This window comes from Streptomyces sp. NPDC005485 (genome assembly GCF_040606085.1).
In the GTDB taxonomy this organism is placed as follows: Bacteria; Actinomycetota; Actinomycetes; order Streptomycetales; family Streptomycetaceae; genus Streptomyces.
In genome coordinates, this window is the sequence record NZ_JBEXDZ010000027.1 from 1 (window position 1) to 13,552 (window position 13,552).

The 13,552-nt window shown below is 68.7% G+C and carries 10 protein-coding genes; 2 read left to right on the plus strand and 8 right to left on the minus strand.

Annotation, left to right across the window (positions count from 1 at the left end):
- Window positions 1-107: 107 nt before the first annotated feature.
- From dmpI to ABZS97_RS12090, 3 genes are all read right to left on the minus strand, one after another.
- Window positions 108-290: a 4-oxalocrotonate tautomerase DmpI gene (gene dmpI, locus ABZS97_RS12080; protein ID WP_356136493.1), complete on the minus strand. Its 183-nt coding sequence runs from the start codon at window positions 288-290 to the stop codon at window positions 108-110.
- Window positions 291-417: 127 nt separating this feature from the next.
- Complete coding sequence (locus tag ABZS97_RS12085) at window positions 418-1,290, minus strand: LysR substrate-binding domain-containing protein (RefSeq protein ID WP_356136494.1); 873 nt, start codon at window positions 1,288-1,290, stop codon at window positions 418-420.
- 57 nt (window positions 1,291-1,347) lie between these two features.
- Window positions 1,348-2,445 (minus strand): winged helix DNA-binding domain-containing protein, encoded by a 1,098-nt coding sequence (locus ABZS97_RS12090; protein WP_356136495.1) that lies wholly within the window; start codon window positions 2,443-2,445, stop codon window positions 1,348-1,350.
- Window positions 2,446-2,618: 173 nt separating this feature from the next.
- On the opposite strand from ABZS97_RS12090, the gene ABZS97_RS12095 reads away from it, so the two are divergent.
- Together ABZS97_RS12095 and ABZS97_RS12100 are read left to right on the plus strand one after the other, a co-directional pair.
- Window positions 2,619-3,779, plus strand: coding sequence for a magnesium and cobalt transport protein CorA (locus ABZS97_RS12095; RefSeq protein WP_356136496.1), 1,161 nt, complete (start codon window positions 2,619-2,621; stop codon window positions 3,777-3,779).
- A 353-nt stretch (window positions 3,780-4,132) separates the two neighbouring features.
- Entirely contained in the window at window positions 4,133-4,507 is a 375-nt protein-coding gene (locus ABZS97_RS12100; protein WP_356136498.1) for a hypothetical protein, read from the plus strand.
- 95 nt (window positions 4,508-4,602) lie between these two features.
- Here ABZS97_RS12100 and ABZS97_RS12105 read toward each other — a convergent pair whose 3' ends face one another.
- The 5 genes from ABZS97_RS12105 to ABZS97_RS12125 form a co-directional block, all read right to left on the minus strand.
- Window positions 4,603-6,555 carry an alpha-L-fucosidase gene (locus tag ABZS97_RS12105; protein ID WP_356136500.1) on the minus strand — a complete coding sequence of 651 codons (1,953 nt, stop codon included), beginning with the start codon at window positions 6,553-6,555 and terminating at the stop codon, window positions 4,603-4,605.
- A 55-nt stretch (window positions 6,556-6,610) separates the two neighbouring features.
- Window positions 6,611-7,984, minus strand: a complete 1,374-nt coding sequence (locus ABZS97_RS12110) for a glycoside hydrolase family 43 protein (RefSeq protein WP_356136502.1) — start codon at window positions 7,982-7,984, stop codon at window positions 6,611-6,613.
- Window positions 7,985-8,015: 31 nt separating this feature from the next.
- Entirely contained in the window at window positions 8,016-9,581 is a 1,566-nt protein-coding gene (locus ABZS97_RS12115; protein ID WP_356136504.1) for an alpha-L-arabinofuranosidase B, read from the minus strand.
- Window positions 9,582-9,692: 111 nt separating this feature from the next.
- Window positions 9,693-11,120: a glycoside hydrolase family 43 protein gene (locus ABZS97_RS12120; protein ID WP_356136506.1), complete on the minus strand. Its 1,428-nt coding sequence runs from the start codon at window positions 11,118-11,120 to the stop codon at window positions 9,693-9,695.
- A 38-nt stretch (window positions 11,121-11,158) separates the two neighbouring features.
- Complete coding sequence (locus ABZS97_RS12125; protein ID WP_356136508.1) at window positions 11,159-13,465, minus strand: beta-L-arabinofuranosidase domain-containing protein; 2,307 nt, start codon at window positions 13,463-13,465, stop codon at window positions 11,159-11,161.
- Window positions 13,466-13,552 lie beyond the last annotated feature (87 nt).

Sequence of the window (13,552 nt, forward strand, 5' to 3'; positions counted from 1 at the left end):
GGTGACGCTGGAGCGTCAGCTGTGGCTCGCCGTGCTGCGGGCCCAGAATCACCACGAGCGGCCCGCAACGCCCCCTATCCATGTGATCCGCCTGCCGTTCCACCCGCCTACTTGTCGGCGATCAGCTTCCCGGCGGCGCCCCAGCTGTCCGTCGGCACCTCGTGGATCCACACCTGCACGGTCTCGGCCGGGATCTTGTACGCGTCGACGAAGGCGTCGGTGACGCGCTTGACGAGGTCACGCTTGAGCTCGACATCGCGCGGACCCTGCTGAATGGTGACGATGGGCATGACTGAACTCCCTTGAGTACGGCTGTGCACGGCGCCTCGTGCCGCTCGGCGGCGCCTGCGAGGCTGACGGAGTTCAGTTCATCGCGCGGGGCGCCGCCGACCAAGAAGCAGCCGGAGAGCGCAGCGATCAGTTCTCGTGATCGCCGCAGGCCGCGAGCAGTGCGGCCACTGCGGGAGAGGGTTGTGCGACCGCCGCCGGCAGCGCGAGGCCCGCGGTCAGTGCGAGGCCGGGCGCCCTGAACGGCACGAAGGCGACCCTGGGCGCACGCAGCACCCGCGCCTGCGAGGCGTACACGACCGTCCACAGCGGACGCGTCCCGATGGTCGCGAGGGTGTCCTGCAGCGAACCGCTCACCGGCCCGGGCACCGGCTCGAACCCGGCGTCGTGGCAGGCCCCGACGACCAGGTCCACCAGGGCGGGGTTGTTGCGGCGCGCGGTGATGCTGAGCGGCAGCGCGGCCAGGTCATCGAGCGCCAGCTCCCCCTTCCCGGCCAGCGGATGCCCGGCCGGGACGGCGGCGACCAGCGGGTCGGGCCACAGCGGGACGATCCGCACACCGGGCGCGGGTTCCGGGGCCCGCACGAACGCCGCGTCCAGCCGGCCGTCGGCGACCCGCGCCAGCCGTTCGCCGGTCGGCACGGACACCAGCTCCACCGGCACGTCCGGAGCGAGCTTCGACAACGCGACCAGCACCCGGTCCAGATGCTCCCCGAGTCCGGCACTCGTGCCGATCCACAGCCCCTGCCGCGGAGCGACCGCCGTACGCGCCCTCTCCGCCGCGGCGAGCACCGTCCGCGCCTCGGGAAGCAGCCGCTCCCCCGCACCCGTGAGCCGTACGTGCCGCGGCGAGCGGTCGAACAGCTCGGCGCCCAACTCCCGCTCCAGACGCCGTATCTGCTGGCTCACCGCGGACTGGACGATGTGCAGCCGCTCCGCCGCCCGCCCGAAGTGCAGCTCCTCGGCGACGGTCACGAAGTAGCTGAGCTGCCGCAGTTCCATGCCCTGGACTGTAAGCCCCCTGCGGTGGACGGCCGGGGCCGCCCCGGCCTGCCGGGATCAGCGCAGGACGGTCCCGAACCGAACGTCGAACGAGGACGGGCCCGCCATGGTCGTCAGCATCCGCTCGGCTTCCTCCACCACGTCCTCGCGCTGGGCCCCGGTCAGCTCACCGAAGGGCTCGATGGTGAGGGACTCCTCCTCCAGTCGCCACAGGCCCGCCAGGAACCCGTCGACGAGCAGGGTGCAATACGCCCGATTGCCCTGCCAGTAGCGCCCCTTGAGCTCGGGCGGCACCACCCGGGTGCGGTCCGCGTGCGAGAGGAGCAGGTTGTCGAACTCCGGCAGGAAGCGCGGCGGAGCCGGGGTGTCCGCGTCGGGGAGCGGAGCGCCCGGGAGGTCGAAGAGCTCAACGCCGTGCTCGTCGCGGAAGGTGACCAGCCGGGGGCGGAGGCGCTCGAAGGCGTCGCGCAGCCGGGTCAGACCGGCCCAGGTCTGCATGTCCTTGACGGAGGCGGGCCCGAAGGCGGCGAGGTAGCGCAGGACCGTGGCGTCCGGAGTGGGCACGGGCTCGGCGGGGCGGCCGAGCCAGTGCTCGACGGTGGTGAGCGCGACCTGACCGCTTCTGCCCCACAGCCCGCGCGGGGTGACCTGCACGAGCGGCAGCCTGCACCGTGCGGCCACGGAGAGCGACTGCGGATCGGCGTCCGGCCACTCGACCAACAGCGCCTCACGCAGCTGCTGCATGGTGCGTGGCTCCTCCTCGACCAGCTTTCGGCTGAGCGCGGTCAGCCGGTCGAGGTCGACGCCGACGAGCCCCTTGCGGAAGTTGTGGAGCTCCCGCTCCCGGGCCCCCTGCACGAGCGGCCGCAGCGTGAGGGCGTCCTCCGCGGTGTGCAGGTGGATGGTCGAACGCATGGTGACGATGCGTACGGCGTCCCGCGCCTGAAGCGCCTGCGACAGTTCCTCGGGCCGGAAGCCGTCGAGCCGGGCGGCGAGCGCGTAGTACGGCGGCTTCACGTTCTGGGCCTGGAGCCCGAGCAGGTGCTCGACCGCTTCGAGCGCCGAGAGCGAGGAGCGGGTGAGGAGGTGCTGACGGGCGAGGGTGGCGCGGTTGAGGGCTCGGGGGGTGAGGACGGGCCCGTTCGTCTTCGTCATGTACAGCACGGTAGCGAGGCTTGCGGACACCTTCTGTCCGCAAGGCTTACCGGACCTTGACAGGCTTCGCACGCCGACGTCGTTTGCCCCGTATATCCTGCTCGTGCTCCGTGATCACGCAGACGTACGTCCGAGACAGGCTTCGAGACGACTCGACAGTGGAGGCAGCCGCGATGTCAGAGCGACGCGCCCGCGCAGCCTCGAAGAACGGCAGGAAGTCGGCCTGGCGCCGGGCCCTGACCCCGCCCGCCGTGCCGCCCGTCCAGCCCCCCGCGCCCCCCTCCGAACCGCAGGCGCCGGAGCCGGCGGAGGCGGGCAGTGTCGTACAGGCGGCGCTGTACCGCGACGGCGTGCGGGTTGCCTCACCCGTCACCCTCGCCGACACCTTCCGACAGCTCCGCGACGAGCCGGACGGCATGGCCTGGATCGGCCTCGCCCGCCCCACCGAGTCCGAACTCCATTCCCTGGCAGCCGAGTTCGACCTGCACCCGCTCGCCGTCGAGGACGCCTTGGAGGCCCACCAGCGCCCGAAGCTGGAGCGGTACGGCGACACCCTCTTCGTCGTCCTGCGCGCGGCCCGCTATCTGGACGCGCCCGAGGAGGTCGACTTCGGCGAACTGCACCTGTTCGTCGGCCCGGACTTCGTGATCACGGTGCGCCACGGCGCGGCGCCGGACCTCTCGGCGGTGCGCCGCCGCATGGAGGACACACCGGAACTGCTGAAGCTCGGCCCGGAGGCCGTGCTCTACGCGATCCTCGACTCCGTCGTCGACGGCTACGTGCCGGTCGTCTCCGGCGTCCAGAACGACATCGACGAGATCGAGACCGAGGTCTTCCGCGGCGACCCCGAGGTCTCCCGCCGTATCTACGAACTCTCGCGCGAGATGGTCGAGTTCCAGCGCGCCACCCGCCCCCTGGTCGGCATGCTGCACGCGCTGATGGCCGGCTTCGCCAAGTACGGCACCGACGAGGAACTCCAGCGCTACCTCCGCGACGTCGCCGACCACGTCACCCACACCAGCGAACGCGTCGACGGCTTCCGCCAGGCCCTCACCGACATCCTCACGGTCAACGCGACCCTGGTCACCCAACAGCAGAACGCCGAGATGCGCGCGCTGGCCGAGGCGGGCTTCGAGCAGAACGAGGAGATCAAGAAGATCTCGGCTTGGGCAGCGATTCTGTTTGCTCCGACGCTGGTTGGAACTATTTACGGCATGAACTTCGAGGACATGCCTGAGTTGGGCTGGAGCTTCGGATACCCCTTCGCGGTCGGCTTGATGGGGGTAGTTTGCGTCAGTTTGTACGTAATTTTCAAGCGGCGGGACTGGCTCTGAGTCCCTGTCGCCGAGCTCAGTTCTTGTGCGGCCTTTGCTCTCGCACCGGTCACGGATCGGGCCAGAATCGGCTCTGGGGAGTCCCTGGGGAGAAGAGATGCGGGTGATCTCGTCTACCTGCCTCCGTTGAACCCCTGACCAGCACTTTTGCCCTCCTGAAGGCGCTGGGGAGAATCCGGGGAGAATCAGCCGACGCCACGGGCCCTGTACCAGTACCTCCGTCGCCGCCCCGTTCCGCGCCACGCGTCTCGCCGGTGTCCGTTGCTGCATCCGCAATGGACAACAGACAGTGACATTGGCTCCATGGACGGAGCCACAAGCCCCTGGCCCTGTGCGGCCGCCATATTGGACGCATGGCCTCCCACCGGCAGCACCCCGGACCCCGGCCGAGGAACCTCTCGGGCACAGACGCCGAAGACCTCGCGCTGTACCGGGAGAAGTTCCGGCGCCGTCCACCGGAGTCGCTGGACGAGCTGCACGGACCGGCCCACGGCGTCGTGGAGCTGCCGCTGCACCTGGCATGGTCCGGGATGACCTCGTACGACCTCTCCAATCCTCGCCAGCGCATGGGCCTGTACCGCACCGTCCTGCACGAGGGCCTGCACGACGATCTGCCCCGCTACCTCAACCGGGATCTACTCCTCGAGCTGTGGCCCGTACTGCGCACCATCGCCGGCCGCACCGTGTGGGAGGACGCCTTCCCCGAGCTCGCCTCCCGCACCCGGTGAGCGGGAGCGGGTCAAGATGTCGACGAGGAGATCGGAGCGCCGGGCCCCCGATGGTGGACGGCACTCAAGGCGCGCCCACCATCGGGATGGGAAGGTCACAGGGCGATGATCCGCCACTGCTGGCTCGCCAGTGACGCGTACGGCTGTTGCTCGATGACGGCTCCGTCGACGGTGCTGCCTTCGTCGACGGCCAGGCAGAGCCCGCTGTAGCGGTTGATGAGGAAGTAGTAACCGTCCTCGGTGGGCGTGACCGCCCAGTGCTGCTGGGGGGCGTCGCCGTCGGACCAGATGCCGACGCCGCCGCCGTCGGCGCGGGAGAGACCCGAGATCTCCATCAGCTTGCCGCTGCCCACACCCTTGAGCTCGTAGTAGCCGTCGCCCGTACCGGCGAAGGTCCACTTCTGGTTGGTCTTGTCGCGCCATGGCCACTGAAGGACGGGAGTGTTGTTCGCGGTGGCCGCGCCCTTCACGTCGGCGACCTTGCCGCTGTGCCGGGCGACGAGCCGGTAGACGGTGCCGTCGCCCGGCAACGTGCCGGACACCCGTGCAGGCTTGGCCGTCCGGCCGCCGATCCGCACGCCGCCCACGTTGACGTAGCCACCGGTGGCCGCGTTGACCTTGATCCGCACGAAGCCGGTGTTCCGGGCGGGCCATTCGGCCACCTTGGTGGCGCGGTCGCCGGCCCAGGTTCCGGTGGCGACCTGGGTGAACTCCTTGCCGTCGATGCTGGTGGAGATGGTGTACGAGGTGATGTCGCCGTCGGTGGTGTTCGAGCGGTCCCACTGCTTGGGCAGGTACTCCAGGGTGGAGACGTTGCTCCACACCCCGCCGAGGTCGATCGTGATCGCGTGCGGCAGGGCCGGTGAAAGTCCCCAAGTCGACCAGCAGGTCTCGTAGTTCCTGTCGCTCAGCCCGTCGATGGCGTGGAGCGGCCCCTCGCCGTCCCGGAACCCCGTCGCGTAGGCACTGACCGGCGTCACCGGGTGCTCTGCGCGCGGCATCTGCCTCGGCAGCGGGGGCCTGGAGGTGTCGGGGCTCCAGGCGGCCCCGACCTCGGCGAGCCGGTTGACGATGTTGGTGTCCAGCCTGCCGTCGCGGTTGGGCGGGCAGTTGAGGATGAACGAGGTGTACTTCGGTTCCAGGTCCGCGAGATGTGCCAGGATCGCGGCCTTGCTCATCGGGTCGTCGGTCGCCGTCGACGGATGCCAGAACCAGCCTCTGCTGATCGTCTGGCCCTGGGTGGCTGCGTAGGTGTTACCGGCGGGCGCGGTGAGGCCGCCCGGCTCCTCGAAGTAGATCGCGTCGCCGATGAAGGGTTCCACGATACCGCCGTGGTCAATCATGACGATGTCCGGCTGAAGGGACTTCACGTGCTCGCGGATCCGCTGGTAGGAGACGGCCTGCTGGCCCATCTGCCAGGCGTAGCCGTCGGTGACGAACAGGTCGATGGTGCCGTAGTTGGTGAGCAGTTCGGTGATCTGACCGAGGATGAAGTCCATGTCGCTGGGCTGGATGGCGTCGGTGATCTCAAGACCGGACACCTTGTGCCGGCTCTCCCACGCCTCGACGCCGTAGGTGCGGTCCCATATCGAGTAGTAGAACCCGACCTTCAGCCCCTTCGCGCGGAAAGCGTCGGAGTACGCCTTCACCACGTCGTGCTTGTAGCCGCTGTTCGCGACGTTCTGGGTGCCGTGGGCGCTCGGCCACAGGGCGAAGCCGTCATGGTGCTTGGTGGTCAGAAGGCCGTAGCTCATCTTCGCCGCCGCGGCTGCGGCAGCCCACTGGGCGCAGTCCACGGTAGGGGGAGCGAACTTGGCGGGGCTCTGGTTCGGCGCCGCCCACTCCTCGTTGGTGAAGGTGCCGAGGCTGAAGTGATTGAACATGCCGAAGCGCATGTTCGCCAGCTTCTCCAGGTTGGTCTGCGGGTCTGCGGCGGCGGCCTGCGCCGCAAGGGGCGCGAACGCGGGCATCGTCGGCAGCGCGGTCGCCGCGACGGCGGCGCCCGCGGCACCCAGCAGGGTGCGGCGGGACAGTCTCCCTGATGACATGTGTGTACTCCATGTTCGAATGGTTGATGTGCGGCGCGGCTGGGCGGCGGTCGTCTCAGTACCCGACGGCGAAGGTGGCGTCGGCCCGCCCGACGGCGGTGGAGATCGGGTCGATGCGCAGCGCGTAGTCGTAGTGCCGGATGTAGCGGTCCGGGTGACTGTGGGAGCGGAACGACGCCCAGGCCGAGTCGGCGAGCCCGGCGGTCTCGTGGAAGGTGGCGTCCTGGGCGAAGCGTGGGGTGCCGTCGTTGACGTCCAGCCGGAGCAGGTAGTCGATGTGCCGCAGGTAGCGGGTGGGGTGGTTGACGGACTGGAAGGAGACGCCGGAGGCGTCTGCCAGGCCCGGCGCCGGCTTCCACTGCGAGTCGGTGTACGGGTCGAAGGGGTACGGGTCGATACGGCCGACGTAGTCGGCGTGCCGCCAGAACCGGTCCGGGTAGTTGTAGGACTTCAGCCGGTTCCAGGCGGGCTTGCCCCACTGGGCGACCAGGCCGTCGTACACCGCCGGGGAGATCGGCTGGATCGTGGCGTGCTTGGAGTTCAGCGGCTGGGTGTAGACGCGTCGGTCGGTGGCGGCCCAGGTGCCGGTGGACAGATCACTTGTCTGCCACGCGTAGAACGTCGCGTTGGCGTCGCCCCACAGGTACCAGTTGCCGGCGGCCTGGGCGAGGATCGGGGCCTCGATGCCGCCTTGCGGTGCGAGGCCCGAGGTGAAAACGGTGAAGCTGCCGGGTTCGAGGGAGGTGGACCTCGCGCCCACGAGTCGGTTACGGGCCTTGAAGTAGAGGTAGTTGACGCCGCCCACGTTCATGGCCAGGGAGCCGTCGATCACGTCGTAGCCCGGGTCGAAGAAGACCTGCGGCGGCGTCACCGTGTGGAAGTCGGTGGTGTAGTTCACCATGATCACGTTGTGGCCGCTGCTGTTGACGGCCGAGTAGATGATCGCGAACTGGCCGCGCGACGCGTCCCAGAACGCCTCGGGAGCCCAGCTGTGCGTGTCCATCTCATGCAGCTTCAGCAGCCGGTAGTTGTCGAAGGAACGCAGATCCGCAGAGTCCCATACGTGGATGACCTGGCTCTTCTTCGTCCAGTCGGTGCCCTTCAGGTCGGTCGCGAGGACGACGAACGTGCCGTCCCGCTTGGGCAGGATGAAGGGGTCGCGCAGCCCGCCGTCACCGCCGGTCGGGGTGACGACGGGCTTGTTCTGGTTGAGCGGCATCCACTGCAGTCCGTCGGTGCTGACTGCCAGGTGCAGGCCGTAGCTCGTGCCGAGTCCTCTCGGGGACTCGGTGAAGTAGCCCATGACGAACGGGGAGCCGGCCGCGGCCCTCGCCGACTCGCCGATGGTCAGGGCTCCGGTCAGGGACAGGGGCACTGTCGCCGTCATGCCGAGGAACAGCCGGCGCGACGGGAGGGATGATGCGGTCATCTCATGGCTCCAAGGTCGTCGGGTCAGCTCGTCAGGACAGGGGCGCCGCGGTGAGCCAGCTGGTGTCCTGGGCCCACGAGGTCGTGGAGTCCCAGGTGTTGGAGCCGCCGTTGGAAGCGATGTAGGCCGCGTAGTTGTAGTGGCGGATGAATTTCGTCGGATAGTTGACCGACTTGAAGGACTGGCCGGTCCCGCTGTTGCCCGCGGTGGGGCAGAAGGTCGCGTCCTTCGCGAACGAGCTCCCGCCGTCGTCGACGTTCACGCGGAGCCGGTAGTTGGAGTGACGCAGGAACTGGCCGGGCTTGCCGACCGACTCGAAGGACAGGCAGGAGGTGTTGGCCAGTCCGGCCCGGACGACCCAGGTGGCGTCGGCCTTGTCGGCGGTGGGGCTTGAGGAGTTGACGTCGGAGATGCCGGCCGTGCTGTCGGCGGCGTTGCGGTGGAGGTACTGCGAGGTGCAGCAGGGTGCGGTGGTGGCCTTGAGGGAGACCCGCGAGCCGGGGGTGAGGGTGCCGGTGCCGGTCGTGGCGCTGCTGTAACCGGCGGCGGTGATGTTGGCCTGGACGGCGTTCTCGGTGGCGTCCGAGGGATAGCCCGAGGTCATGACGCCTTCGTAGAAGGTGCCTTGGCCGGTGACGCTGTTGTCGCCGCCGATGCCGAGGATGATCGCGCCTTGCTTCTTCATCGGGTTGTAGCCGGAAGCGTTGGGACGTACGCCGCTGTAGTAGGTGGAGAGGCCGCCCGACTGGGCGTTGCCGCCGCGGGTGGCCCACTGGTTGTGGCCTCCCTTGAGCGTGGCCGTCAGGAAGCGGTGGCTGACGGAGGGAATGTCGTTGAAGCGCGTATTCACCCCGGAGAACAGGCCGTTCTCCATGTCCGCCATGACCCAGGGACCGTTGCCGCTGCCATAACCCCAGCCCGTGCTGTTGCCGAAGTAGAGGGCCTCCATCGTGCCGTTGCCGTCGTCGTTGCCGGTCGTCTCGGCGTTGCCGTAGTCGAAGCAGCAGCCGCCGTTGAAGTGCGTGCCGTCGAAGATGGCGTACATGCCCTCGGGCTGGTCGCCGGTGGCGATGCCGTTGGTGTTGTTGTTGCGGTACCCGGTGCCGGGGGCTACGTAGACGCCATACGCCTTGTGGCCGCCGACGGTGACCGGCGCCTCGAAGGCGTTGGCCAGGTTGTCATTGCCGCCCTCGGCCGGCCCGGGCCAGTGGCCCTTGAGCGCCTGGGTGAGATTGTTGCCCTTGCCGGACTGGTCGTAGATGACCGTGATGACGCAGCTGGTGTTCGCGCAGAAGGAGTCCTGCGCGGCGGCGTCGGCGTATCCGCCGGCGCTCAGCAGGCCGATGTCCTTGGTCGCGCTGTCGGAGGCGCGCTTCACTTGATAGAGCGAGCCGTTGTAGTTCCCGTACAGGGCGCGCGTGGTGCTGTGCGCGGCGACACAAGGGGTGGCGCCCGCGGCGTAGATGTCGCACGGCCCTTGGGCTGCGGCCTGTGCGGTGGTCGTCGTGGCGGTGAGCAGGCCGCCGCTGAGCACAGCGGTGGCGACCGCCGCGAGGAGGGCGCGTGTGGCACGGCGGAACAGCCGTGGCTTGACCATGAGTTACTCCTTCACCAGATGTGGGAGGTGGGTTGAACTGGGCTGTCAGGCAAGGGACTTGAGGCAGGGGCGCCGCCGGGACGTGACGCCCCTGCCGCCCGCGACCGCGGGTCAGTTCGTCACGCGGAAGGTGGCGTCACTACGGCCCGTCGCGGTGCTGATCGGGTCGAGGCGCAGCTGGTAGGCGTAGTGCCGGAGGTACCGGTCAGGGTGGTTGTACGACTGGAACGACGACCAGGACGGGTCGGCGAGTCCGGCGACTTTCCGGAAGGTGGCATCCGCGGCGAACTGGCTGGTGCCGTCTTCGTGGGCGAGCTGGAAGTCGTAGTTGGCGTGCCGCAGGAAGTAGCCCGGGTAGTTCACCGACTCGAAGGAGACGGTGCCGGAGCCCGCCAGGCCGGGCCTGAGCCGGAACTGGGCGTCGTCGGCGGGGCTGACATCGGGGTCGATGCGCACGTCGAAGTTGGTGTGGCGTACGTACCGGTCCGGGAAGTTGTACGACTGGAGCCGCTCGGCCGGGGTGCTGGGCCAGCGGGCGAGCACGCGGCTCTCCTCGGCGGCCGTGAGCGACATGATCGCGCCGTGGCGCTTCGGGGTGCCGCCCATGTCGTAACTCGTCGGTTCCTGAAGCCGGTAGGAGCTGACGTCGAACGGGTTGGTCGTCAGGATCGGCCGGTATTCGCGTACACCGTTCGGAGCGTTGTAGTCGATGTAGAGGGCCCACTCGTCGCGGTCCTTGAACTTCACCCAGGCCGGGCCCTCGACCACATTGCCGGTGAGTCCGATGCTGGAGAGGTCGCCGAGGACGGTCCACGTCCCCAGGATCGAGTTGCTGCCCTCGACCGTGTTCCGGCCGTCTCCGGAGACCCGCACGTAGCGGTACTTACCGACACCGGCCGGCACCTCGGTCATCTGGGTGTCGACGACCGGCGTGGCGCCGGGAGGGTCGATGTAGACCTGCGGGGTGGTGATGGTGCGGAAGTCGCTGGTGCGGGCGTAGTAGATGCGGTACTTGAGAATGCCGTTCAGGGTGGCGTTCGTGGCCCAGTACAGCACGTAGTCGTTGGTCTCGGGGTTCCAGATCGCCTCAGGGGCCCAGGCGTTGCGCCCGTCGGGGATCGCCCCTGCGACGTTGAGCAGCCGCGGCTGCGACCAGGTGACCAGGTTGGTCGACTCCCATACGACGAGGCTGGGGCTGCCCTTTTCGTACGTGGAGCCGCAGCGGATACACAAGTCGGTCGCGACGATCCAGTACCGGCTTCCGTCGGGAGAGCGAATCAGCGCGGGGTCGCGTACCCCGCGCGTGCCGATGGTGGAGCGCAGAACCGGCGCTCCACCGTTGAGGTCGTTCCAGTGCAGGCCGTCCGTGCTGTGCGCGAGGTACAGCGTCTGACCGGTCGCGGAGTCGCCGGTGAAGTGCACCATCAGGTAGCCCGGTTCGGCGGCGGCGGCCCGCCCGGTATTACCGAGGGTGAGGGAGGTGAAGATCAGACCGACGGCGACGAGAATCGCCGCCAGCCGGGAGAGAACCACGGACATGCGTGTCTCCTGCCTCGTACAAGGGGAAAGGGCGGGGGCTAGCTCCTCACGATGCGCCAGCGGTTGTCGGCAGTGCCGTCGTCCGGGGCTTGTACCGCGAACGCGCCCACGGCCGTGGAGTTGCTCGCGATGGCGAGCAACTTGCCGCTGTGCTCGTTACGGATCTTGTAGGTCCCGTCTCCCTGGTCGAGCAGCGTCCACTTGTGGTCGGCGGTGCCGTTGTCCGACCACTGCAGGACGGTGGCGCCGTCAGCCGTGGACATGTCGAGGACGCCGAGCACCTTGCCGCTGTGGGCGTTGCGGAAGCGGACCGCGTTCCCGTCCGTGACCAGGACCCAGTCGTGGTCGGCCGTGCCCGTGTCGTTCCACTGCAGAGCGCGGCCGCCGTCGGCCGTGGACATGTTCTGGATGCCGAGCACCAGACCGCTGCCCGCGTTGGCGAGCCGGACGGTGGAGCTGGTGTTCCAGTAGACGGTGTAGTTGTGGCCGTGCGCGTCGTGGAACGGGCCCAGGTTGACGGTGGATCCGTTGGCGGTGGCGGTGAAGGCGAGCGAACCGCCGCTGGTCCGCTTGATCGATGACGTGGTCAGGGCGGGCAGGGAGTTGAGCGCCGAGTCGCCGTAGTCGCCGGACAGGACGACCGGGCCGTAGGTGATCGCCGCGACGTTCGGATTGTCGTTGGCCGCGCGCATGATGATCCGCATGGGCAGGCGGACGGTGACGGTGTCGCCGGAGGCCCATGAGCGGCTCAGGGTGGCGTAGCTGCCGGGGGTGGCGGTGATGGACTGCGCGACGCCGTTGACGCTGATGGTGGCGCCGGTGGTCCAGCTCGGGATGCGGATGCGCATCGCCCAGGTTCCGCCGACGCTGCCGGTGACCTTCAGGGTCGTGGTGTCGCTGACGGGGTACGCGGTGGTCTGGGTGACCGTGATGCCGCGCTCCGCCCAGTTGAGAACCGAGGGCACGAACAGGTTCACGGTCAGCGTGTTGTCACGGTGGAAGTAGATGGAGTCCATCAGCCTGGTGTGCATCTCCAGGCCCGTGCCCTGGCAGCACCAGAAGGTGCCGTAGTCGGTGCTCCAGGTGCCGCCGCCCAACCCCGGGCCCACACCGCGTCGGCCCCCGGGGTTGAGCGGGGTGAAGTAGGTGACATGGCCGTGGTCGTCGGCCGGGTTCTGCTGGCCGATCATCTGGTTCAGCCACGCCCGCTCGTAGTAGTCGAACAGTGCGGCCCGGTCCGGGTCCAGCTCGAACAACTCCCGGGTGAGGGTGAGCATGTTGACGGTGTTGCAGCTCTCGCACGTGTCCTTGTTCAAGTAACCGGCGATGGCGTTCGGCGCGCGGAAATGCTCGGCCTGGCTGTTGCCGCCGATGGCGTAGGTGTGCGTGCCGACGCAGATGTTCCAGGCGTTCGTGGCGATGTCGCGGTAGCGGGTCGTGCCGGTGGCCTGGTACTCGCGGGCCGCCCCGATCCACTTCGGCACCTGGGTGTTGGCGTGCAGTCCGCTGAGTGTGTCCTGGTTGGATGCGAGGGGGTCGAACACCGCGGCGTGGTCGAACCGTTGGGCGACGGTGAGCCAGCGCGCGTCACCGGTCCGCAGGTGCAGATCGGTCAGTACGGCGTTCATGCCGCCGAACTCGGTCCCCAGCATGGCCTGCATCTGAGCACCGCTCAGCCTGCTCGTGCGCCGGTCGACCCATCCCGCCAGGGCGAGCAGTACGTCCCGCGCTTGCGTACTGCCGATGTGGCGCCACACGTCGAGGAGGCCGGCGAGGGTCTTGTGGACGGTGTAGTACGGCACGTTGCCGTTGGTCAGGGTCCGTTGCTCGAGTGCGGTGAAGTCGGACTCGGGATAGCCGGAGAGATACCCGGCGCCGAAACCGGCGGCGCTGTTGTTGGCCTGGCATTTCGCCAACTCCCCCACCATGTACGTCGCCTTGTCCCGGCAGACCGTGTCCCCGATCACGGCGTACAACTGGGCCCACGCGGTGAGGAAGTGGCCTTGGACGTGGGTGCGGAACGGGAACGTCGGTGCGTCCCAACCCCCGGTGGCAGCCGCGCCGTTGATGGGAAGGCGATGGTTGGCCCGGAAGTTGTACAACAGGCGGTCAACGTCGACGAATTGGAGATAGTTCCGCGTCCGGTTCTGGTTGTCCAGCCATCGGCTCGCGGTGAGCCGGACCTGGCCCAGTTCGAAGGGCTGCGCCAGGACCCCGACGGCGGCCTGCGGGGAGGCGACCGCGGCGCGGGCGGTGGAACCGCCGATGGAGGAACCGGTGACGGAGGCCGCGGCGGTGGCCCCGGCCATGTGCAGGAGGCGCCGTCTGCTGACTGAGGAAGACATCTTGCACCCTTCGGTGACGAGAGACTGCTTGACTGGTCGTTGCTGTGCCGACTCGCGAAGGCCGCGGAGGCGGGCGGGCTCCCCCGG

Excerpts from the sequence above, each read along its gene's own strand:
- dmpI (WP_356136493.1), bottom strand. The coding sequence starts at position 290 with ATGCCCATCGTCACCATTCAGCAGGGTCCGCGCGATGTCGAGCTCAAG.
- ABZS97_RS12085 (WP_356136494.1), bottom strand. The coding sequence starts at position 1,290 with ATGGAACTGCGGCAGCTCAGCTACTTCGTGACCGTCGCCGAGGAGCTG.
- ABZS97_RS12090 (WP_356136495.1), bottom strand. The coding sequence starts at position 2,445 with ATGACGAAGACGAACGGGCCCGTCCTCACCCCCCGAGCCCTCAACCGC.
- ABZS97_RS12095 (WP_356136496.1), top strand. The coding sequence starts at position 2,619 with ATGTCAGAGCGACGCGCCCGCGCAGCCTCGAAGAACGGCAGGAAGTCG.
- ABZS97_RS12100 (WP_356136498.1), top strand. The coding sequence starts at position 4,133 with ATGGCCTCCCACCGGCAGCACCCCGGACCCCGGCCGAGGAACCTCTCG.
- ABZS97_RS12105 (WP_356136500.1), bottom strand. The coding sequence starts at position 6,555 with ATGTCATCAGGGAGACTGTCCCGCCGCACCCTGCTGGGTGCCGCGGGC.
- ABZS97_RS12110 (WP_356136502.1), bottom strand. The coding sequence starts at position 7,984 with ATGACCGCATCATCCCTCCCGTCGCGCCGGCTGTTCCTCGGCATGACG.
- ABZS97_RS12115 (WP_356136504.1), bottom strand. The coding sequence starts at position 9,581 with ATGGTCAAGCCACGGCTGTTCCGCCGTGCCACACGCGCCCTCCTCGCG.
- ABZS97_RS12120 (WP_356136506.1), bottom strand. The coding sequence starts at position 11,120 with ATGTCCGTGGTTCTCTCCCGGCTGGCGGCGATTCTCGTCGCCGTCGGT.
- ABZS97_RS12125 (WP_356136508.1), bottom strand. The coding sequence starts at position 13,465 with ATGTCTTCCTCAGTCAGCAGACGGCGCCTCCTGCACATGGCCGGGGCC.